13 protein-coding genes are annotated in these 22,139 nt (G+C 67.3%); 4 read left to right on the plus strand and 9 right to left on the minus strand.

Annotation, left to right across the window (positions count from 1 at the left end; translation table 11 throughout):
• Positions 1-245: 245 nt before the first annotated feature.
• The 4 genes from DB31_RS01650 to DB31_RS01665 form a co-directional block, all read right to left on the minus strand.
• A complete protein-coding gene (locus tag DB31_RS01650; RefSeq protein ID WP_044181021.1) occupies positions 246-1,181 on the minus strand; it encodes a class I SAM-dependent methyltransferase in 936 nt (311 codons plus the stop codon).
• 123 nt (positions 1,182-1,304) lie between these two features.
• On the minus strand, positions 1,305-4,481 hold the full coding sequence (locus DB31_RS01655) for a sensor histidine kinase (RefSeq protein ID WP_052419640.1): 3,177 nt from the start codon (positions 4,479-4,481) through the stop codon (positions 1,305-1,307).
• Positions 4,482-4,740: 259 nt separating this feature from the next.
• On the minus strand, positions 4,741-5,676 hold the full coding sequence (locus DB31_RS01660; protein WP_044181023.1) for an MYXO-CTERM sorting domain-containing protein: 936 nt from the start codon (positions 5,674-5,676) through the stop codon (positions 4,741-4,743).
• 101 nt (positions 5,677-5,777) lie between these two features.
• Positions 5,778-7,280, minus strand: coding sequence for a serine/threonine protein kinase (locus tag DB31_RS01665; protein WP_044181026.1), 1,503 nt, complete (start codon positions 7,278-7,280; stop codon positions 5,778-5,780).
• Between the two features lie 273 nt (positions 7,281-7,553).
• Between DB31_RS01665 and DB31_RS01670 the strand changes: the two genes are divergently transcribed.
• Positions 7,554-8,747 carry a hypothetical protein gene (locus tag DB31_RS01670; RefSeq protein WP_044181029.1) on the plus strand — a complete coding sequence of 398 codons (1,194 nt, stop codon included), beginning with the start codon at positions 7,554-7,556 and terminating at the stop codon, positions 8,745-8,747.
• 318 nt (positions 8,748-9,065) lie between these two features.
• Here DB31_RS01670 and DB31_RS01675 read toward each other — a convergent pair whose 3' ends face one another.
• Positions 9,066-10,568: a serine/threonine protein kinase gene (locus DB31_RS01675; RefSeq protein WP_044181033.1), complete on the minus strand. Its 1,503-nt coding sequence runs from the start codon at positions 10,566-10,568 to the stop codon at positions 9,066-9,068.
• Between the two features lie 607 nt (positions 10,569-11,175).
• On the opposite strand from DB31_RS01675, the gene DB31_RS48500 reads away from it, so the two are divergent.
• Together DB31_RS48500 and DB31_RS51145 are read left to right on the plus strand one after the other, a co-directional pair.
• Positions 11,176-11,319, plus strand: a complete 144-nt coding sequence (locus tag DB31_RS48500; protein ID WP_157231738.1) for a hypothetical protein — start codon at positions 11,176-11,178, stop codon at positions 11,317-11,319.
• Between the two features lie 799 nt (positions 11,320-12,118).
• On the plus strand, positions 12,119-12,280 hold the full coding sequence (locus DB31_RS51145) for a di-heme oxidoredictase family protein (RefSeq protein WP_083967960.1): 162 nt from the start codon (positions 12,119-12,121) through the stop codon (positions 12,278-12,280).
• Positions 12,281-12,407: 127 nt separating this feature from the next.
• Here the strand turns inward: DB31_RS51145 and DB31_RS01680 are convergent, their stop codons facing one another.
• Positions 12,408-14,465, minus strand: coding sequence for a membrane dipeptidase (locus DB31_RS01680; protein ID WP_044181038.1), 2,058 nt, complete (start codon positions 14,463-14,465; stop codon positions 12,408-12,410).
• 1,393 nt (positions 14,466-15,858) lie between these two features.
• Here DB31_RS01680 and DB31_RS01690 point away from each other — a divergent pair.
• Positions 15,859-16,632, plus strand: a complete 774-nt coding sequence (locus tag DB31_RS01690; RefSeq protein WP_044181044.1) for a hypothetical protein — start codon at positions 15,859-15,861, stop codon at positions 16,630-16,632.
• A gap of 547 nt (positions 16,633-17,179) precedes the next feature.
• Here DB31_RS01690 and DB31_RS50215 read toward each other — a convergent pair.
• The 3 genes from DB31_RS50215 to DB31_RS01705 form a co-directional block, all read right to left on the minus strand.
• Positions 17,180-19,177 (minus strand): peptidoglycan-binding protein, encoded by a 1,998-nt coding sequence (locus DB31_RS50215; protein ID WP_083967961.1) that lies wholly within the window; start codon positions 19,175-19,177, stop codon positions 17,180-17,182.
• Positions 19,178-19,264: 87 nt separating this feature from the next.
• Entirely contained in the window at positions 19,265-19,720 is a 456-nt protein-coding gene (locus tag DB31_RS01700) for a hypothetical protein (RefSeq protein ID WP_052419641.1), read from the minus strand.
• A gap of 169 nt (positions 19,721-19,889) precedes the next feature.
• Positions 19,890-22,031 carry a glycoside hydrolase family 15 protein gene (locus tag DB31_RS01705; protein ID WP_052419642.1) on the minus strand — a complete coding sequence of 714 codons (2,142 nt, stop codon included), beginning with the start codon at positions 22,029-22,031 and terminating at the stop codon, positions 19,890-19,892.
• Between the last annotated feature and the right edge of the window lie 108 nt (positions 22,032-22,139).

The raw sequence follows: 22,139 nt of genomic DNA on the forward strand, positions 1-22,139 counted from the left end.
TGGGTGTCAGGGTTCCGTCCCGGAAGATGACATCAACGCCGCGCTCGATCCCGCGCAGGCCCTCCTGCATGTCGAGGAGAAGTCGGTGGGCATCACGCTTGAGCAGTTGAAGGCTGTACGCGTGGACACGGAGCTCTACGAGGCCACCGATCGAGTGCCCGTCGGTGCTCACCAGGCGGTAGAGGCCCTGGCCAGGAGGTCCACCGTCCCACGGAGCGCACGGTGGCCCACCGGGGCTCCCGAAACTACCTGGAGTGCGGCTTCCGCCAGACACCCACCAAACAGGCCGTGAGCAGCTCTTCATCCGAGTAGTCCGAGAGCTCGCCCTGCGCCTTCAGCTCGTGGAGATGCGGCAGGAGTTCCTCCTGCCGCTCGTGGATGAAGCGCACGCCGGGCATCGTCTCCTGGAACATCCGCTTCCATGCGTCGAGGCGCACCCCGTTCACGTAGCAGTTCGGCCGCACCGTATTCCGGTGACCGGGACGAAGGTGCGGCCAGTACGGAGGAGCCATTCCCTCGCTCGTGAAGGTGCGCGGGTCGTGGCTTCCACTGTGGCTCGTGTAGAGGTGGATCAGCAGGTAGGCGATGCCTCCGGGGCGCAAGACCCGAGCCACCTCCTCCAGCGCGGTCCTCGGCCTGTCAATGTGCTCGAACGCCGACCACGAGCAGACGAGATCGAAGGACTCCTTGGGGAAGGTCATCCGCGTGGCGTCCATGCGGAACAGGGGTAGGCGCGGGAACCCCCGGACGCCGACGCACTGCGCGAGGGTCTTCTCGAAGCGAGTGTCCCAACCGAGGAGCTTCCGAGTGACTGTCTTGGCGGTGCGCAGCATGGGGCTATGGCGGAGCAGTTCCACGTAGTCGCGCAAGTAGAAGCCCTGGGGGACGATGTCCGTGTTGATACCGGTCACCTGATTCGTGACGGAGAGCGCTCGCATGTACTTGAGCTGCTGACCAGGCCCGATATCCAGGAGCTCGAGCCCCTCGAGTTTGATTCCGAAGTGCTCTTGGAGGCGCTCCTCGCATTGCCGAAGGGAGGCAAGTGTGACGTGCACCCGCTCGTCCGCGCCCTGCTGCCACATGCGATAGAGGTGTTGCGCCTCGCGCACCCGGCCGACGAGATCCAGAGGACTCGACGCGTAAGAGTACCGCTGCTGCTGAGCAGGCTGTGCCTGGACCATGTTCGTGCTCCCCCCCAAACCAGGCGAAGGTGCGATCGGCCGGCTGCTCCCAACAGGAGCCCGCTCGTGCTGCTCCGTGTTGGCAGGTGAACTCCGAGAAGTCTCGATGCTTGGAGACGCGCATCACGACGGACGGCGCAGGGGCTCCGTCGATGCGTCCTCCTGGACCAGGGGCAGCACCACCTCGAAGGTGGCGCCGTGCCCCTGCTCACTCTGCACACGGATCTCTCCGCCCATGGCTTGGACATAGGTGTGGCAGATGGAGAGTCCCAGGCCCATCCCCACACCCACCGGCTTGGTGGTGAAGAAGGGCTCGAAGATGCGTGGCAACACCTCGGGAGAGATGCCCGTGCCGGTATCTCGGACCGACACGACGACCCGGTCTCGTTCGCCTTGGCGCGTAGTGACACGAACCTCGTGGGCCTGGGGTTGGCCCTCAGGAATGGCCTGGGCCGCGTTCATCAGCAGGTTGAGGAACACCTGGCCCAGCCGCTTCTCGTCCACGACCACGGACGGCACCTCCCCGTAGTCCTTCACCACCCGGGCGCGGGGGCGTATCTGGGCGTCTGCGACGGAGAGCACGGAGTCCAGCACCGCGTGGAGATCCACCCGCCCCCGGTGCACGGGGGCCAGGCGCGAGAATGTCCGGAGATCCAGGACGATGCGGCGGACCCGCTCCGCGCCCTGCACCGATTCGCCGAGCGCCTGCTCCACCTCCGCCCATCGCCCACCCGGCCCTTCTTGCCGCGCGGCTTCGCGCACCTCCTCGGTGACAAAGTTCAGGTTGGCGATGATGAAGGCCAGCGGGTTGTTGATCTCGTGCCCCACCCCCGCGGCGAGCGTGCCCACCGCCGCCATCTTCTCCGCAAGGACAAGCCGCTCCCGGGTGGTCTGCAGCTCCTCGATGCGGGCACTCAGGTCGGCGTTGACGGTGGCCAGCTCGACGGTGCGCTCGCTGACGCGGACCTGCAGTTCCTGAGCGCGCAGGCGCAGTTGGCGCAGGCGCAGCCACACCGCGCCTGCCACTCCCAGCACGGCCGCCAGCACGCACACCACGCGGAACAGGATCGTCTGGTGGAAGCGGGGCTGCAGGTAGAACCGCAGCTCCGCCACAGGGGAGCCCAACCCTCCCTCGGTGGACTGCGCCATCACCTGGAACCGGTAATGCCCCGGTGGCAGGTGCGTGTAATAGGCCACACGCCGCGGCCCGGCCTCTGCCGGCTCTACATCCATGCCCTCGAGCTGGTAGCGGAAGTGCAGACTCTGCGGGGCGCGCAGCCCCGGAGACGTGTAGTGAATCTCCACGCTTCCCTCCCCCGGCGAGATGCTGCCCCACGCGGCCGGGGGAATGGCGCGGCCATCCACTCGAAGCTGCTCGATGAGCACTCGCGGCGGAGCCGTGCGCTGCTCTTCCTGGGTCAAGTCATAGGCGACGGCGCCACGAATGGTGGGGAACCACAGCCGGCCATCGCGGGTCCGGGTCCCCGCGGGCCACGTCATCCCATTGCACTCCGCGGAGCGCATCCCATCCTCCGTCCCGTAGACGTAGGACTCCACGCGCTTGAGGCGCGCGTCCGCCACAGCCTCAAGATCCTCCTGGGGCACGCGGAAGATGCCCTTGTTGCAGCTCATCCACAGGTTGCCGCGCCCATCCGGGAGGATCTGGAAGATGCGGTTGTCGAAGAGCCCCTCGGTGCGTGTCAGCCGCCTCAGGCGCCCCTCCTTCCAGCGGTAGAGGCCTTCCATGGTGCCGATCCAGAGCGTGCCCAAGGCATCCTCATGCATCGCCAGGATCTTTCCGCGCAGCGGGCCATTCTCGGGGATCTGCAAGACGGCCTTGCCCGCCTGGAGGTAGGCGAGCCCTCCGCCGAACGTCGCCACCCAGACGCCCCCCGCGGCGCTCCCGTGCAGGAAGGCGATGATCTCGCCTGGAAGTCCGCCCTCCGGCAGGAACGGCTCGAAGCGCTCGCCGTTCCATCGGACGAGCCCCTTGTCCGTACCGGCCCAGAGTGTGCCCTGTGAGTCCTCGTGCAGGGCTCGCACGCGCCCCGGCAGGGCCCCCTGGCTCAGGCTGAAGACGGTGAACTTGCCCGAGTGCCACCGGCTGATGCCCTGCGGCGAGCCAAACCAGAGGCTGCCATCGCTCCCCTCGGCGATGAGACTGACCCAATCCTGGAGGAGCCCCGCGCGTGTGGTCCACGTGGTCATCTGCCCGTCCTGGAAGCGGGTAACGCCCCCGCCCCAGGTGGCGAACCAGAGACCTCCGTCACGCGCCTCGTGGATGGCCGTCACCATCTCGTGCGCCAGGCCCTCCGGAGGGCCGTAGGGGGTGAAGGGCGCATCCTTGAGCCGATGGAGCCCTCGGCCTTCCGTGCCAATCCACAGGTTGCCCTCGGTGTCCTCGAGCAGATCCATCACCAGGCTGTTGGCCAGCGCATGCGACGCATCCGGCTGCGAGCTTTGGCCGCGCGCGAGCCGCAGGGGGCCGCGTCCCTGGCTCCCAACCCAGAGGGTGCCCGCCCGATCCACCAGAAGGGAGGAGACAGGTGCGCCCGGCAGGCTCGCCTCGGGCACCCGCCGCAGAGTGCCCTCCTGGAGCTGGTACACGTCGCCCTCCTCGGTGCCCACCCACAGCGCTCCGTCCGGGCCAAAGGCCACCGAGCGAACCGCCACCGCCGGCTTGCCCTCGACGGGGAATGGCGGCGTCCACATCTTTCCGTCCCACCGCTGCAGTCCTGCGGCGCTGCCCGCCCAGATGGCCCCCTGAGAGTCCTCGGCGAGCGCCCTCACGGTCTCGTGGGCAAGCCCGTCACGGGCCGTCCAGCTCCGCAGGTGGTCGCCGGAGAGCTGTAACAGCTCGCGCAGCTCGGTGGCGATCCAGAGGCTCCCATCGCTGGCGGCCAGCAGGTCGACGAAGCCGCGGAGGGGCGACCCCGGCGCCGGGGAGACGGCGGAGAAGACGCCCTGCTTCATGCGGGTCAGCCCTCTCTCCGTACCGATCCAGAGCGTCCCGTCCTGGCTGAGCGCGAGGCGGCGGACGGTAGGGTCCGCGAGTTCGGGTGTGTTCGTCTCGTCAAAGACGGTGAAGCGCACCCCGTCGAAGCGGACCAGTCCTTCCAGGGTGCCCACCCAGAGGTAGCCGTCGGGCGTCTGCGCAAGCGACAGGACGCTGTTCTGCGGCAGCCCGTGCTCCGCCTGCCAGGATCGGTGGGGAAACTGGAGCAGCGTCTTGTTCGCATCCAGGGCCCAGGCGCTCCCGCTGCTTCCCATAAGGGCCACGAGCACGCCCAGCGCCAGCACACGCGCGGAACCTCCGCAGGGTTTTCTTCCTCCCATTGGGAGGCGTACCTACCATGGTCAGCCCTGAAATGAAGAGCCTTTCCCAACCTGCTCGGTTGTCTGACAAGTCATCGTCAGGTGCCCTCGGCGGCTCGGGCTCCACGCTGCGGCTTCATACTTCCTGGCTCCATGTAGGGAACAAATGCTGCACAACCCACAGCGTAGTGGGGAGCCGCATGGCCGGTGGAGAGGCCGTGCAGCTCCCCGCGCAGTCACGGGCTCAGCCGCAGCGACGGCGGGGCCACAGGAGCAGCAGGGCCGCCAGCGCGCCCCAGGCGAGGCCCATTCCCCCACCCCCCGCCGAGCAACCGATTCCCGCCATCTTCCCCTGGTCCTGTCCGTTGAGGCTCCAGTGAGCGGTTGAATCGTCGTCACAGTCCGTGGCGCCGTCATACGTCACCACCACGGTGTTCTTGCCCGCCTTGAGCGTCGTCGAGCCCGAGAGCGACTCGTTCAGACACGCCTCCGTGTCGAGGACCTGATCCACCGTGGAGACCTCCACCTTGCCGATGCTGGCCGAGCCGATCCTTCCCTTGCCGTTCCACTTCTGGCCGTCGCCCATCGGCTCGAACGAGCCTTCGTAGTCGATGAGCATCGTGTTGCTCTTGAGAGTGCAGTCATCCTCGTTGACGCTGCCCAGCTCCATGCGGAAGTTGATGTCGAAGGTCGGCTTGGAGGTGCTCTGGGTGCCCTCTCCTTTGATCTCGCCGTCGACCTTGAGCGAGCTGGACGCGGTCTGTCCACCCCCACAGGTCTTGGGGCTCCCGTAGCCGAAGCCCTCATAGCGGATCAGCCCCACCGTGGACGTCTCCTGGTTGAACGACTCGGTGACCGCGGTGCCGAACCACGTCTTGCCGCTCTTGTCGGTGCAGCCACCTTTGTAGGTCTTTTTCGAGCCCTCGGTGATCACCTCGGGACAGTTGATCGCGTTCTCTCCCTGCTGCGACAGGTCGGCCGCGATCATGGGCGTCATGGAGAAGAAGAAGATGGTGACCGCACTGGCGCTTCCGGACCACTGCTTGACGTCATCGCCGCTCTCCAGCTTCGCCTCCTTGTAGCTGTCGAGTTCTTCCGCGGCGCCGCCGTCGCCTCCACAGCCCGTCAGGGACAGAGCAACGAGGGAAGTGAGAAGGGGTACAAGCCTGCTTGCTGACATGGGGGCTCCTTGAGCGCACTGGGGGTCCTTCCTGCTCGATTGCGCGGAGCAGGAGCGGTTGGATCGGGAGCGTGCGCGACGATGGGGAATGAAGCGCATGCTCAAGGCTCCTGGGAGGTTGGCGGGCGCAATACCGGCCCCAGAGCGTGGTAGCACTTACCCTGGTAGTCGTAGAGTGTGTCACCGCATGGAGGGCGCTCATCTTCAAGCGGACCCAACCAACAACCTCCGTTGATCTCCTTCTCGCCGCGCAGGCAAGGTGGCGTGCGCTGCCCAGGGAGCGGGGTTTTCGGCATCGGTCGGCCGAAAGCAAGAAAAGAGGGGGGTACTGCTCCAGACACGTCCTGCACACTGGCCAGAGCCTCCTCAGCCACTCCAGCATCCGGTGTCAGCTCGCGCGCTACCTCCTCCGGTGCTGCGAGCCAGGGAGTGGGGGACAGCGCGGGCTGAACCTGGGGCGTCGGAAGGGTGATGAGCAAGGCGGCAAGGGCCACCACCACCCCAGTTCCCAGCGCGGAAGCAGCGGCCTGCGTGAGCCAGGGGGGCAAGCCTTGCCGACGGCGGCAGTCCCCGTGCGTCGAGGAACTGCGCGAGGACGGAGGGTGCCGAGAGGGTTCGGTGCCGGAGCTCCCACTGGCAGGCACATCATTCTGTCCATCCGAGGAAGGAGGACCGCTCTCTGTCTGAAGCGCACTGGCAGTGGAGCGGATGTGTTGGTCCAGCCCCTCCCCATTGGACTCCACCAGCACGGTGCACTCTCGAACGAGCTGTTCCGCGGTGCCCCTGTCTTTCGGCACATCCGATAGCAGCCTGAGGATAATCTTCTCAAGTTCCACACACACCGTGGCCCGCTGAGTGGGCGGAGGCACCTCGCGCTCGATGACGCCAGCTCCATCCGTGCAGGGAGGGGGGTAAGCGCCCGTCACGAGCCGATAGAGGGTGACACCTAGGGCATACAGGTCATCCGAGGGATGGGACTTCCACCGTGCCTCCGTGTCCATCCGGAAGCGATACACGAAGTCTCGCTGCTCTGGTGGCCGGTACGCGCTGGTTCCCGGGGGCGCTGGTGAGTCCGTGAGGGCGCGCCCGTCTGCCTTCCAACAGCTCCCCCAGTCGAGGAGCACGGCGCGGCCTTCGGAGGTGACACGAATGTTGTCGCCTTTCACGTCCCGATGGATGACTCCGCGGGCGTGAGCGGATGCCAGGGCGCCTGCGAGCTGCACCAGCACCCGGAGCACATCCCGGCTGGTGCGCGGCTGCACCTTCAGCCACTCGTAGAGGCGCAAGCCCTGCACCAGCTCCATCACCACGTAGGGATAGAGGCAGGACTTCGACCCTGTCCACAGTCCTCGGTCCTCGAAGCGAGGCATGCTTGGGGGCCCACCCTCCTCCAGCACCTCCGACTCGCGCTCGAAGCGCGCGTCCCATGGGCTCTTGGCCATTTTGAGCGCCACGGGGGGGGATTCCGGGTGGCCGGCGCGGCAGGCCCGGAACACCACTCCGAAGGTTCCGGAGTCCAGGCGCTCGAGGATCAGCCAGGCTCCCACAATGGAGCCGTGCACGGGGGGATGAGGGTCTGCGGCTGTCACGTCATCATCACTCATGAAGTTCTCTCCGAAGAAGGTAGGGAGCCGGGGAGCACCCTACCTCATCGGTAGCCAGCCAGGCACCCGCCCCCTTGGGTAGCGGACAGGACAAGCCCCGAGGCAAGCACGCCCAGGGCCAGCTTTGGCTTGCTTAGGATCAACTGAGGGCTGGCAGGGTTGCAGAGGGTGTCGCGGCTCCGCGCACGGTCAGGGGTGCCAGCCCCCCTCGAGTTGCGGTAGTTCTCGTGAAGCTGTTCCAACGAGGTCGCACCTGAGCTGGGAGAACATCACGTGACGTTTCAACGGGAAGAGGTGGCATCGAGCAAGGGCTGGCGGTGGGGAGTGGTCCTGCTGGCGGCGGTGGCCGGGTGTGCTGGGGAGAAGAAGGAGGTTCCGTCCCCCGAGCAGGAGGCGCTGCGGGCCGCCGAGCAGGCCTCTCTGCAGCTGTCGCCGCCTGCCGGGTGTACAGAGATCACTCTGGGCGAGCTTCAGAATGGCACCGAGCTGACGCCGGTGCTGTATGGGTCACAGCCGACGTATCGCGGAGAGTTCTCGAGCTTCGGAGACCCTGCGGTCGCGGACGCCGCGCGCATCCGGCTCGACGTGAACACGGCTCCCGGGCTCCATGAGCTGGCGGCGGGCGGCACCAACCTGTTCCAGTGCGAGCAGTGCGTGTGGGGCTACCAGGATCTGGGTTCACCGGCGCAGAAGATGTTCGTCGCCGAGTCGGGACAGCTCCTGCTGGCGCGCAAGGTCTCGCCACAGCAGACCCTCGGTGCGCTCTCCAACGTGGTCCTGCGCGAGTCGGTGAACGCGCCGCCGACCGGTGTTCCGTACGCCGGAAGCGCTCCGGTGCCGGGCGGTGAGTGCCGTTGGATCCGCTTCGCGACGTGGAACACGATTCGCCCGGGTGGCTGTGATCCCCGCGACAGCTCGGTGACCGCGAACTTCCTGCGCCGCACCTGCGTCGCCGACGATGCTGCGGCCACCGATGGCACGATGGAGTGGTCGCTGGGTGCGAAGAAGCAGGGTGAGGCATGCCAGTACACGCCAGCGGCGAGCACGAGCGAGCTCGCGTCGACGGACTGCGCGCAGGGCTACGCCTGCTCCGGCGCCTACACCGACGAGCGCCAGTGCCTCGTCACGTGTGACTTCATGGCGGCGGATCCGGGCTGCCCGACCGGCACCGTGTGCGGCGTCTACGGCCTGTGCATCGAGCAGGCGGTCATGGAGCCCATCGGCTACCTCTTCGAGCCAGCGCTCATCGGCGAGTCCTGCAGTGTTGGCTTCGCCGAGTTCTGCGGAGTCGAAGGCGCGCGAGGCCTGTGTGCCGACGTGACAAGGTCGGGCACTGGTACCTGCTATCCCTACAAGCGCGCGCGCTCGGAGTGCGGTGCGGGCGAGGAGCTTGGCTACATCTCCTACCCGCTCCCCGGCGGGGGGAGCGATCGGACCTACGGGTTCTGCTATCCCGACGGCCGCTGAAGCGGCAGCACGCGGTGCATCCTCCGCATTCCTCACCTTCACGGCGGCGGTGCGGCCCGGATAACCGGGCCTACGTCATCGCGTTCGGCTGCGTAGCTACCCAAGGCAAGGCCTGATACAGGGACGCGAGCCCATCGGCTCGGAGCCGCGTGCCTCGCGGCCTACTTGGGAGGGACTCTCGCCGTCACCGAGCTGGGGAACTTCCCAGTCCCGGTGTTGGGAGCCGGCGCGGGGCCTGTGCTTGGCTGGTATTCCTCGCTCTGCATCCTCCAAGTCTTCGCTCGAACGGAGTGAGGATTGCAAAGGGGGCACGCATGATCAGGGCTCCCCCGAAGTGGGCGTCTTGGGACCGGTGAAGGAAGCGAAGTAGCAGCCGCCTTCGTATTCGAACATCTTGTCGCCACAGGGCGGCACTTCTTCCCGGAGAGGGCCAACCCAGCAGGCCCCGTTGATCTCCTTTTCACCGCGCTCACAGGGCGGGCGGCGCTGATCCGGGTAGGGCTTCGAGGGCATCGGCCGCCCGAGGGACAGGAGCCACGGCCCCACTCGTCGCTCCACTTCCTGCACGCGGGCCAGAGCCTCCTCACCCACCCCTGCATCCGGCGTCAGCTCGCGCGCTACCTCCTCCGGTGTGGCGAGCCAGGGCGTGGGGGACAGCGCGGGCTGAACCTGGGGCGTGGGGAGGGTGATGAGCAGGGCAGCAAGGGCCACCACCACCCCAGCGCCCAGCGCGGAAGCGCCGGCCTGCATGAGCCAAGGGGGCAAGCCTTGCCGACGGCTGCAGTCACTCAGCGTCGAGGAGCTGCGCGAAGACGGAGGGGGCCGAGAGGATTCGGTGTCGGAGCTCTCACTGGCAGGCGCATCATTCTGTCCATCCGAGGAAGGCGGGCCGCTCTCCGTCGGAAGCGCACTGACAGTGGAGCGGATGTGTTGGTCCAGCCCCTCTCCATCAGACTGCACCAGCACGGTGCACTCTCGAACGAGCTGTTCCGCGGTGCCCCTGTCTTTCGGCACATCCGATATCAGCCTGAGGATGATCGTCTCGAATTCCACGCACACCGTGGCCCGCTGAGTGGGCGGCGGCACCTCGCGCTCGATGAGGCCAGCTCCATCCGTGCAGGGAGGAAGGTAAGCGCCCGTCACGAGTCGATAGAGGGTGACACCTAGGGCATACAGGTCATCCGAGGGACGGGACTTCCACCGCGCCTCCGTGTCCATACGGAAGCGATACACGAAGTCTCGCTGCTCTGGTGGCCGGTACGCGCTGGTTCCCGGGGGCGCCGGTGAGTCCGTGAGGGCGCGCCCGTCTGCCTTCCAACAGCTTCCCCAATCGAGCAGCACAGCACGGCCTTCGGGGGTGACGCGAATGTTGTCGCCTTTCACGTCCCGGTGGATGACTCCGCGGGCGTGGGCGGATGCCAGGGCGCCTGCGAGCTGTACCAGCACCCGGAGCACATCCCGGCTGGTGCGCGGCCGCGCCTGCAGCCACTCGTAGAGGCGCAGGCCCTGCACCAGTTCCATCACCACGTAGGGATAGCGGCGGGACTTCGGCCCTGTCCACAGTCCGCGGTCCTCGAAGCGGGGCATGCTTGGGGGCCCACCCTCCTCCAGCACCTCCGACTCGCGCTCGAAGCGCGCGTCCCATGGGCTCTTGGCCATCTTGAGCGCCACGGGGGGCGAGTCCGGGTGGCCGGCGCGGCAGGCCCGGAACACCACTCCGAAACTTCCCGAGTCCAGGCGCTCGAGGATGAGCCAAGGCCCCACGATGGAGCCATGCACGGGGGGATGAGGGTCTGCGGCTGTCACGTCATCATCACTCATGAAGTTCTCTCCGAAGAAGGTGGGGAGCCGGGGAGCACCCTACCTCATCGGTAGCCAGCCAGGCACCCGCCCCCCTGGGTAGCCGACAGAACAAGCCCCGAGGCAGGCACGCCCAGGGCCAGCTTTGGCTTGCTTAGGATCAACTGAGGGCTGGCAGGGTTGCAGAGGGTGTCGCGGCTCCGCGCACGGTCAGGGGTGCCAGCCCCCCTCGAGTTGCGGTAGTTCTCGTGAAGCTGTTCCAACGAGGTCGCACCTGAGCTGGGAGAACATCACGTGACGTTTCAACGGGAAGAGGTGGCATCGAGCAAGGGCTGGCGGTGGGGAGTGGTCCTGCTGGCGGCGGTGGCCGGGTGTGCTGGGGAGAAGAAGGAGGTTCCGTCCCCCGAGCAGGAGGCGCTGCGGGCCGCCGAGCAGGCCTCTCTGCAGCTGTCGCCGCCTGCCGGGTGTACAGAGATCACTCTGGGCGAGCTTCAGAATGGCACCGAGCTGACGCCGGTGCTGTATGGGTCACAGCCGACGTATCGCGGAGAGTTCTCGAGCTTCGGAGACCCTGCGGTCGCGGACGCCGCGCGCATCCGGCTCGACGTGAACACGGCTCCCGGGCTCCATGTCGGGCACTGGCACCTGCTATCCCTACAAGCGCGCGCGCTCGGAGTGCGATGCGGGCGAGGAGCTTGGCTACATCTCCTACCCGCTCCTCGGCGGGGGGAGCGATCGGACCTACGGGTTCTGCTATCCCGACGGCCGCTAAAGCGGCGGCACATGGGCGCGCAGTCCCACTCCGCGCCCCCCGCAGGCATCGCCACTCTCGGCCACCTGGAGGGTGTGTCCGGCCCGAACAGACGCAGGTACGTGTCACCCGAGAACGCTGTGCCCGCCAGGACCCATCCCAGAGTTCCTTCGCGCAGACTTCCGACCGAGTCGGAACTGGCCAACGGCGTGCCGCCCCTGCCCGCAGAGCGGCGAGCGCAGACTTCCGACCGAGTCGGAACTGGCCATCAGGCCCTGGAGCCGGAGCACCGTCCGCGTTCGCGGACTGCACCTGTCAACGATCCGGGCTGGCAGGCCCAGGCCGTGCGGCTGCGCTACACATTCGACGCTCAAGAAGCACCGTGTGAGGAGGACGTGCACTTCACCTCGCTTACGCCTCGCCCGCCGATGGCGTGGCCATGTGGAACGTGCAGCGCGCCTTCACCTGCCGAGGCCCCCGCTGCGAGCATCAGATGAGGCAGCGGTGGGTTCGATTCCCGCTGCCTCCGCGCGGCTGGGGGATGGGCCGATCCAACTCCTGCACCGCGCTCTCCCGCGCCTCGGGCGACAGGTGCCAGAATCGCTCTCACCCCTCCTGCTCCCTTCACGGACGCCAACACCCTGAAGCCTGCCTCCACACCTCAAGCACGCCCTTAACACATCCAGGGCGAACGTCTTCAGCAGCCCGGCCCAGTCCAAACGGGGTGGGCCCTCCTTCCAAAGGCTCCTCCACCCTCGCGGCAAAGGCGGGGCTCTCCTCCGTAAGCCCCGGCTCCGCCCCTGCTTGAGGGAGCGCTCGTCTGGCGAGCGCGCCCGACGGCGGACTTCGTGTTGCTCGTGCCCACACCATCGAAGAGGCCATCTTGTGGCACGGAGGGCAGGGCCGCGCGAACCGGGACCGCTTCAAGGCCATGTCAAAGGAAGAGCGCGGCGAGCTGATCGACTTCGTGAACTCGCTCTGATCCCTGGTGCTTTCCGGGGTGGAATGAGTCGAATTGCGTGGAATGAAGTCCGGCGGCCGGAATCCTCCAAGGGGTTCCGGCCGCTGGCATTTCAGGCTTCCCTTCAAGGACTCTCGAAACCCAGGGACTATGGCACGGTGGCACCCCTGGCCTCGGCGCGCTCCCACACCTGGATGTAGCCCTCGGCCGAGTTCATCAGCGGGTCCAGATCTTGGCTGCGGAGGCCCTGGCGGTGCAGGTCCGAGATGAAGTCCGGGAGCATGCCGACGTGCGCCAGGCCATCCTCGTTGATGTCGAAGACCTTGCTGCCCACCACGATGCGCTCCAGCTTCGTGGGGCTGTTCTCCACCGCGATGCTCAGGGGGTAGCGCGTGCGGGCCACCTGTTGGGCGGAGCTGCCGCCGTGGCACGCCTCGCCGCCAAAGCGCGGGCCCGGCAAGCCGGCCAGGCCGTTGAAGTCCGTGCCCAGGCCCACCGCCATCCCGCTCTGCTGCTGCGTGAGAGAGAGGTACGCCTGTGCCCAGCTCTGCGAGGTGTTGCCGCACTGGTGCTCCACCACCGGCTGGCCCGCGCCGCGCCAGGTGGGCACCTCGTCTCGCGAGCCCTGCTCCACGATGAGCGACACCATGCCTCCCACGTTGCGGATGCGCTGGAGCTGCGTGGCCTTGAGGCTGCCCTCGTGACGCTTGCCGCCGCGAGCCGTGTCGAACAGCGTGGTGTGGCCGCTCACCACCGGGTAGCTGTAGGGCTCCACCATCCCCAGCGTGTCGTCGAAGGCCCGCTTCGACATGTGGTCGATGTCGATGATCATCCTCCGGCGCATCATTCCGCGCACCAGCGTGCGGCCCAGGCTCGTGAGCCCCTGTGCGCCGCAGATGGGAGCCCGGGTGATGTCCCGCTTGTACTCGTAGCCCTCCTGGGAGCAGTCGCGCGAGTCGCCCTCGGTGATGATGTTGGTGAGCGCCGAGCCGCCGAAAGCGTTCTGCTTGAAGTGGATGGGGATCAGGTGACGCAGGCCCTGCGCCTGGTAGGAGTCCAGTCGCTCCTCCACGTAGGCGGCCGTGCACGAACTGTCGCGGCGACAGTCGAAGAGGTAGTCCACCTCCGCGCCCAGGACCACCGCCAGCTTGCCCTGAGCGATGACGGCGCGAGCCTCCGAAGGTGACCTCACGATGCGGTACCAGCCCCGCCCCGCGCCGCCGGCCTTGGAGTCGATGTAGCTCTGCATGGCATAGGCCTCGGCGATCTGCAGATCCACCGCCTCCATGTCCGCGCCCGTGCGGCCCGGTGCCTTCTCCGCGTAGATGGGGAAGCCGAGCAGGTCCTGGTTGTTGACGGCCAGCATCACCATCAACCGCAGGCCGCCCTGCACGGCGCGGTAGAGCCAGTCCTCGTACATGGACTGGTGGGTGTAGCTGTTCCAGCGCGGCCAGCCATCGAACTGCGGATGGCCGCCCACCAGGTGGCCCGCGCCGCCGGTGCCGTAGCCCAGGGTCGCCATGATGCTGCCGAAGGAGTCTCGAGTCCCTCCAGGCCCGTGGACGCTGTTGCACCAGGGCAGCGCGGTGGACAAGGGGCCGTACGCCTTGCCGAAGAAGGCCTTGCCCCCAAAGGCGAGGTTGGCGAACTGGTGCGAGTGAAGATCCGCGAAGCCCTTCGCGGGAGCCTTGCAGTAGCAGGTGACGGCGGTGTCTCCCTGCTCGGCCGCCACGTCATCGCAGGACAGACAGGAGCCCGTGTGGGGGCCGCTCGTGACCTGGCCCTTCACGCACGCGCCGCGCTGGCCCCAGTTGGCGTCGCGGTTGGCGCAGAAGGCATCGCAGCTCACCGCGCCGTTGTTGCCTGGCTTCGAGAAGGTGCCCGCCGGTGGCGTGGAGCTGCACTCCGTCACCGGACTGCAGGTGGTGTCGGCCACCTCGAACTCGCCCCACATGCCGGAGGTGCCCTTGTTCACGCAGCGGGTAGGGCGCAGGAAGGCATAGCCGGACACGGTGGCGCCTGTGGCCTGGCACGCGCTCTCCCACGAGGTGTTGGCCGACACGCTCAGCAACTGCGCCGAGTACTGGCGCCGGCCCGAGTCCGTGCACCGGTCCTGCCGGAACGTACCCCAGTAGGGAGCGGCGATCGCCGAGGAAGAAATACACAGCACCCACCCCAGCACGGTGAAGCGAAGCATGCTCGTCATGTGACGACTCCGAGGTCGTTCCTGCCAGTCAGGCCGGTAGCTTCGGCTGGATTCAACACAGTGTCACCGCTTTGGTGGCCGGTGAGGGCGCGTGCCGGGGACTACCCGATCGTGGGCGGGGGCGGGAGGATGGGGAACTGCATTGGGCGTAGCGGGCGGGAGCAGAGCGGGAGGTGAGGGACGCTAACGGGGAGCCCATGAGCCGCACGCCGAGCCGGCGCAGAAGCCATTCATCTCCAGCAAACACACGCCTGCCCAGCCCAGCCGCATTCCCAGCAGGGGCGCGGCAGGGGCCTGGCTCTCTTGGCGGGCTGGGGCGGCTTGAGTTTCAACACCCCGCGCTCTGGGGCGGCCCTCGCGCATCGGCCAGGTGCGCACTCGCCGGGGGCAACCCCCCACTGCTCCACAATCGCTCTCACCCCTCCTGCTCCCTTCACGCACGCCAACACCCTGAAGCCTGCCTCCACACCTCAAGCACGCCAACACATCCAGGGCGAACGTCCTTTTCAGCAGCCCGGCCCAGTCCAAACGGGGTGGGCCCTCCTTCCAAAGGCTCCTCCACCCTCGCGGCAAAGGCGGGGCTCTCCTCCGTAAGCCGAGGGAGAGTGATGCTCCCTGCCTGTGGACAGGCCACGCAGCCCCCTTGGGGTACACTCCTGCCCAGGCTGCGCTCCCAGGTGGCGTAGCCGGCGCGTGGACGCTTGCTGAGGGAGTACGCACCGTGGCAGCGTCAGGCGATGCTCCGCCGCCCGCCCTCTTCCGCGCGTGCCACATGGACGCTTCAGAGGCTCATAGCGATGAGCCTTATCATCCTCCTCGTCTCATGTAGCACTCCCTCGCATGTAGGGACTGGCCCGTCAGTCCCACAAGATCTGTCCAGGTACGCTCTGGTCATCGAAGAGACGGCAGATGGGCAGGTGATCCATTCCTGGGTCCCCGCCAGCAACTTCGACCTGTCGCGGTATGCGTACCACCCTCGTGCTGGAGGTGCCGAGCGAAGGATCGTCCACGCATCCTTCAGCCGAGACTGCGAGGAAGAGCGCGCTCAATGTGAAGAGATGTGCAAGGCGAGTCTCAAAGGCCGCAATTGGTCTCATGCAAGCGCGGGCTCAAAGGCAGAGATATGCCGCAGGCGGTGCAGGCCTGCCTATCTGGATTGCAGCCGGCTTCGTGAGCAAGCCGATGCTGTGAAGTTCCCAGTCACTGCCAAAGCAGTGGATTGGCTCAAGCGGCATCGCGAGGAGATCTTGCTGGGGACGGTTATCGTCATCGCAGGGGTAGCCTTCACCGTGGTCATCGTTGGCAGCGCAGGCACTGCCCTGGTTCTTATGCCGGCCGTGCTTCTCGTCTCCTCCGAGGTTCCTCCCATGCCCTACGCCGTAGAGGAAGAGCCGTGACGACACTCTCTGATCTGGCGGATGCTCATGAATTCATCGGAATCCGGTGGAGCAGCGGCCCTTCACCCGATGAAAAGCGGACCCTCGAGCTGGCGCGAGACATCCTGGACTTCATTTTTGCCACTGGGCAGAGCTACCGCTTCGAGGATTTTTCGCATCATCTCCAGGAGGGCGTTGAATCTCCCCCGCAGGGCCTGACAGGATTGAGTCTCCGCTTGAAGAGCGCAGAGCGTTTTTTCGAGAGACTCCTCCAGCCACCACCAACCGCTGGCGAGGCCGCTCGAATCCATGCCATCCTTGAAGCCATCCGCTTCGTTGCTACAACCAACCAGTACGAAGCCTTGGATGTGTACTTGAAGCATGTGGAGTCCCATGGCCCCCCTTTCGTAGTGGCCTCTTTCGAGACGCCAGGTGAGGCAGAGTCCTGGCTCCAAAACCACCCGCATCCACCCGATCCCGCCAGGATTTTGATTGGGGATCGCTCTCACGACGTGGTTCATGATCGGGAGACGAACATCCGCCGTCTGCCACGGAACCGCGACATCCATGACTATCTCGCGGAGCTCAAGCAGGTGGAGCCGCCCGTGGCCATCGCATCCTTCGCCACACGTGAGGAGGCAACAGCCTGGCTCTGGGAGCAGCCTGAGCCCGCCACGCACGCGTGGGTGGCCATCGCAGGCGACCTCTATCTCGCGGCGTATTACCCCAACATCGGCCATCGAGCCCTCTACCCACTCTCCATGATCGCGGACGCTGACGCCTCGGCGTAAGAGCCAGAGGCTTCAGCTCTTAGGGTTTTGCTTCCGCCTTGCTGTGGGTTCGATTCCCGCCGCCTCCAAAAGCTCCATGGCTACAAGACGAGGAAGGGATCGCTGATCTTGACCACCGTGTTGGAACCCGTCAGCACGTAGCGAAACTCGTAGGTACCGCGACATCCTGGACCGGATGTTCCGAGCCCATCGCCTCATCGACTGACCGGCTGGCATCGCCGCTGGCCCGGGCATGAGCCAGTCACAGCGCGACCTGCTGCAGACTTCCGAATGATTCGGAACTGGCCAACGGCGTGTCGCCCCTGCCCGTAGGGCCGAGAGCGCAGACTTCCGAATGATTCGGAACTGGCCATCAGGCCCGAGAACCGGGGGCACCGTCCGCGTTCGCGGAATGCGCCTGTCGGGTGTGAGAGGCCCCACCCTCGTCGATTCAATGCTTTACACAGCCTGAATCCGTGAGTCACAGCCCCGCGTTCCTCAAGACAGGGACGCGGGGCTGTTGTTCTCCAGGGTGGCAGCCCCTCACGGGGCAGCAACACAACGAGGACTACGCGCCGAGCACCCCGAGGGCCCGCTGGTAGTACGCGTCACGCGACGCCTTGCCGTTGTACCCGCCGTTCACCCGGTAGGTGATGGCGTCGAAGTTCCCCTGGTCCGCGTACGAGTTCAGGTTGCGGCTGTTCCAGAACCACGCCGCCGTCCGGAAGCCCACGTCCGGATCCGCCGCGCGCGTCGGGTTGTTCTCCAAATCAATACCCAGCGCCTGGCCCGCCGCACGGTAGTTGGAGCGGCCCGTCAGCTGGATCGGCCCGCGGCCCTTGAAGCGCACGCCGTCGCCCGGCTGCGTGTTGCCCAGGTCCGTGCGGCCCTCGTAGGCCGCGCCCGAGGCGATCTCCTCCATGTACCGGAACTCGCCGCTCTCGTGCGCCAGCTGCGCCAGGAACGCCGCCTGCCGCTTCGGCGTGTTGATGCCCGCCTCCGCCATCGCCGCGTTCAGGTGCGGCAACATCTGCTGCGCCCGCGCCTCGCTCAGGTTCGGCATGATCTGCCGCAGCTGCTGCATGCTCACCCCGCCCGTCGTGGGCGCCGGGGTGCTCGGCCCCGTCACAGGGCCCGGGCCCGTGGGAGCCGGGCTGCCGCCCCCACCCGCCCGCTTCGTCAGCGCCTCGCGCGTCATCGGCCCGTAGTAGCCGGTGCTCGGCACGCCGCTGTCCGCCTGGAAGCGCTTGAGCGACGCCTCCGTCTGCGGCCCGAAGATGCCCGGGCCCGTGTCCATCTGGGCCTGCGTCATGTACCCCATGTTCACCAACGCCGACTGGAGCTGACGCACCTCCTCGCCCTGGGTGCCCCGCTGCAGGTCGCTCTGCGGGACGCTGAAGCTCGGGGCCGCCGCCCGCTTCGTCAGCGCCTCGCGCGTCATCGGCCCGTAGTAGCCGGTGCTCGGCACGCCGCTGTCCGTCTGGAAGCGCTTGAGCGACGCCTCCGTCTGCGGCCCGAAGGTGCCCGGCCCGGTGTCCATCTGCGCCTGCGTCATGTACCCCATGTTCACCAGCGCCGACTGGAGCTGACGCACTCCCTCGCCCTGGTTGCCCCGCTGCAGATCGCTCTGCGGAACCGGGAACCGCGACCCCCTGGACGGAGCAGGCTGGCTCGGGGTCGGAGTGGACGGCGCCGGCTGGCTCGGGGCCGGCTGCGAGGGGCTCTGCGTCGCCGTGCCACGATCGTTCACGAAGTACTGCACGTTCGCGTTCCCGAACGAGTCGCGCACGTGGCCATCATTGAAGTTGCGCGCACCCGCCTGGGCGATCGCCGGGCCATTGCCGTTGGCCTCACCGGGGCGCACCACCGCGATGTGGCCGATGCCACCCGGATTGTTCCAGCTCGCCACCGTGGGGTGGCCCGAGTTGGCCAGCCGCTGAGCCTCCTCGGCGCTCACCTGGCGCCAGCCGTTCGCCGGGCCATGGGTGTTCAGCCACCGGTTCACGCCGTTGGCGTCCAGCTCGCGACCCTGGCCCACGCCCGTGGGGTTGCCCGCGCCGTCCACCCAGTGCGGGATCTCCGCGCCCATCGCCTTCGTCACGTCCCACGCGAAGATGTTGCAGTAGGTGTTGCCCTCGCGCGGCGCATAGCGCGGGTTGTTCCCCACCGCGAACTGATCAATCACGTCCGCGTAGGTGGCCGCGTTGCGGTTGGACGGGCTGCCCTGCAGCGGCGCGTTCGCGGGGATCCACGCCCGCGTATCCGTGGTGCCCGGCGCCGCGCGCGTGCCGTCATATTGCCCGCTGGCCGGAGACGGAACGGCCCCCTGCACCGCCGCCGCCGACGCCTGGGCCGGCTGCGCCTGGAAGCCATCGCCCGCCTGCGGACCCGACCCGGGCCTCGGCTGCGCGTCGAACCCGTCCGGGATCGTCAGCTGACGCCCCGTGACAATCAGGTTCGGGTTCTGGATGTTGTTCGCCTTGGCGATCGCGTCGACCGTCGAGTTGTAGCGACGCGCAATGCTGCTCAGGGACTCGCCCGAGCTGATCGTGTGGATGGAGGACATGGGGGGGCTCCGCAATAACCAATCCGTTCGAAGGTTATTGTCGTACACACCCGCACAAAGTTTCGTCCGCTGAGAATTCGCAGGAAATCAGGGCGCTTTCGGGCTCTCAGGCGGCGAGAGCGTCCCCTCGGGCGCCGGGGCCTCCAGGCCCATCCATAGCCGGGCCTCTGCGAGCACCTTGTTCGCCTCCTCGAGCGTGCCGACGTTCACCGTCACGTCTTCGCCCTGGGAGTGCTCGCGGGCCAGCCGCGCCATCTGCATCTTCACCACCGTGGCCGAAGTGAGGTGGGCACAGCACGTCACCCCCCGCTTGCGTCCCTCGCCGATGGCATCGCCCAGCAGCTTCGACACATCGAGGCTGGAGATCTGCAGCTCGCGCAGGTCCGCCAGCACCACGTGGGGCTTGCCGCCATAGCTCGCCGTCGCCTCGAGGTAGAGCCGGATGAAGTCCTTCATCTCGCTCTCTTCGAAGAACCCCGCCATGCGCAGATAGAGGGTCCGCTCCGAAGGTTCGTTCTTCACGCTGTACTGAGCGGAGCCCATGGCTCTCCCTCTGAAACTCGATGTCACACTGCTGGAGATCCCGACAATCCCAGCGCTCAGCATACCGGGGAGGCCCCTCTCTGAGTCATGGAGAGAAGCTGTTTCAGAGGGGTGCTCAGTTTCACGCTTCTACAATGTTGCACTGGTGTCATATCCCGAGCCGCGCCGTTCACCTGCGACAAGTGGGTGTGTACCGGCACGCAACCACGGAGGGCTGCTCGACGGGAAAACCTGCCTGGATGGACCAGGCCAGCCGGATGAACTGGGCATGGGACCACGTCAGCGGCGTGGCCGAGAGGGTCCCCTCCCCTGTCTCGAAGCCGGGCTGACCCGAGGGAGGCCGCCCGTCCCAGACCTGTTCCGGCAGCAGGTATCCGTCATTGCCCGAGCGCGCCATCGCCGCGAGCCACGGCTCCGCAGGCTGCCCTACGGTGAGTGCGTACTCGCCCCGCTCGCCCGCGAAGATCGGCCAGGCCCTCCCCAGCGTCCGCCCCGTGTCCGGCTCGCTGATGTCCCAGGGTTCACCCTCGGGCGTCTCGCCGTAGCCGTCGGAGTCGTAGCGGCGCCAGTAGGTGCCGTTCGGCGTATCCACCCGGAGCTGGGCATCGACGACCGCCAGGGACTGGGCGATGAGCGGCTCCCCCGCAGGCTTCACCCCCAGGCGCACGAGCTCCAGGAAGCTCGAGTCCACCACCCGGCGCTGGTCCATGGCGGACGGGCCTCCATCGCCCAGCGAGTAGGCCGTCCCCGCGTTGGGGTTCCCGTCCTTCGTGAGCCGCAGGTAATACGGGTGCGATGCCAGTGGCCCATGGGTGGTGACGGTCCACGCCTCCACCTGCCGCTGCCACGCGTCCGCGGTGGCCTCGTAGCGCTCCGCGGAGGCCGTGTCCCCATTGCGACGCGCGAGGTCCGCGGCGCAGATGAGCCCGGCGATCTCGGCCGCGATCGTGCCCGGCGAGTACCCGCTCTGGTTCTCCCAGCGGTCCTGTGGCGTCACCGGGCCATGAGCAAGGAGGAAGTCCGCCGCCTTCTGGACATGGCCGGTGTACGTCTCCCGGTCGGCTCGGCCGAGCTGCCATGCCAGGACGATGGGCAGCGCCACCTCATCGAGCTGGAGGTTGCTCCAGTGCGGCGTGCCGTCCACCGTGGCGTTCTGTGGGAACGAGCCATCTGACCGCTGCTGAACCTGGAAGAGGTGGTCCAGCGCCCGCTCCGCCGCGGCCCGATCGCCCAGGGCCAGCAGCGCGGTGGCGATCTGGTACAGGTCTCTCGACCACACGAGGTGGTAGGCCCCCGAGGGCTTCTCCAGCTCGCCGAGCCCCCAGGCCCACGGCATGCTCGGCGAGGCGATGAACGCGCCCGGGTTCGCCTTGTCCTCCGAGGCAGCCAGGACCATGGCCGAGACGTCATAGGTGACCTGCCACGGCTGGGCGCTCGCCGGAGCAGGAGGCAAGGAGTCCAGCCACCCATGCCAGCCCTCCATGTAGCGCTGCGCAACCTGCTCGAAGCCGGGCCGCAGTGAGCCGCGAGCCGCTCCGAGGGCCTCCGTGAGCGTGGCGCCAAAGCCGAGCGCGATCGTCACGTGCCCCATGGTGCCGGGCGCCCCCACCGGCAGCTTCGCCGTCTGCACCACGTTGCCATCCGGCGCCGAGCGGTAGGTCCAGTCCATGGCGTGGTCCTGGTGCAGGTCGGCCCAGCCATCGCTCGCGCCCAGGTAGCCGTTGGAGGTCCTCTCGAACGGCGGCTGCGAGATCAGCGCGCTGGCGGTGGCTCCATCCCACGCGAGCAGCACATCCCCTTCGGTGCGGCCCGAGTCATCCATCCCGTTGTTGGAGAGGGACGGGTCGTACACGGCATAGACCTCGTAAGGTCTGCGATCGAGTGACTCAAACTGGATGTCCACGAGCAGCGTGTTGCGCTCAGGATCGATCGCGTAGGTCTTGGTGAGGCGGTAGCCCCCGGACCGGGCGGTGTTCACCTGCCGGTAGACCAGACTCCGTGGGTCGACGAGCTCGACGTGGTGCTCGGTGGCCTCGGACTCGAACTCGGTGACGGAGTGGCCAGAGACGACGATGAAGCGCAGCCCTCGCACGCTGGGGGTGCCCAGGTCCGGGTAATAAACCTCGGTCAGGTCCCCCGAGCCGAGCGTGTACCAGACCCAGCTCTCCGCACTGCGCGCGGTGCCAAAGCCGTCCTTGTTCGCAGGCGTCCACAGCGCGGGGGCGCCGGGCTGCCCGGGAGCACGCCCTCCCGCACAGCCGCACAGCCCGAGGACCACGCCCCAGAGCGCAAGCCGAATGGAGAACGTCATACGCGGTTACCCCCAGTCACCAAGAAGCCCCATAGAGAAGCCTGGGTGGCTGGGTGGCAAGACGCCCGCGAGCCCTTCTGCAGGTAATGGACAGAGACTGGGTTCCGC

The sequence above is a fragment of the Hyalangium minutum genome (genome assembly GCF_000737315.1).
Classification (GTDB): Bacteria; Myxococcota; Myxococcia; order Myxococcales; family Myxococcaceae; genus Hyalangium; species Hyalangium minutum.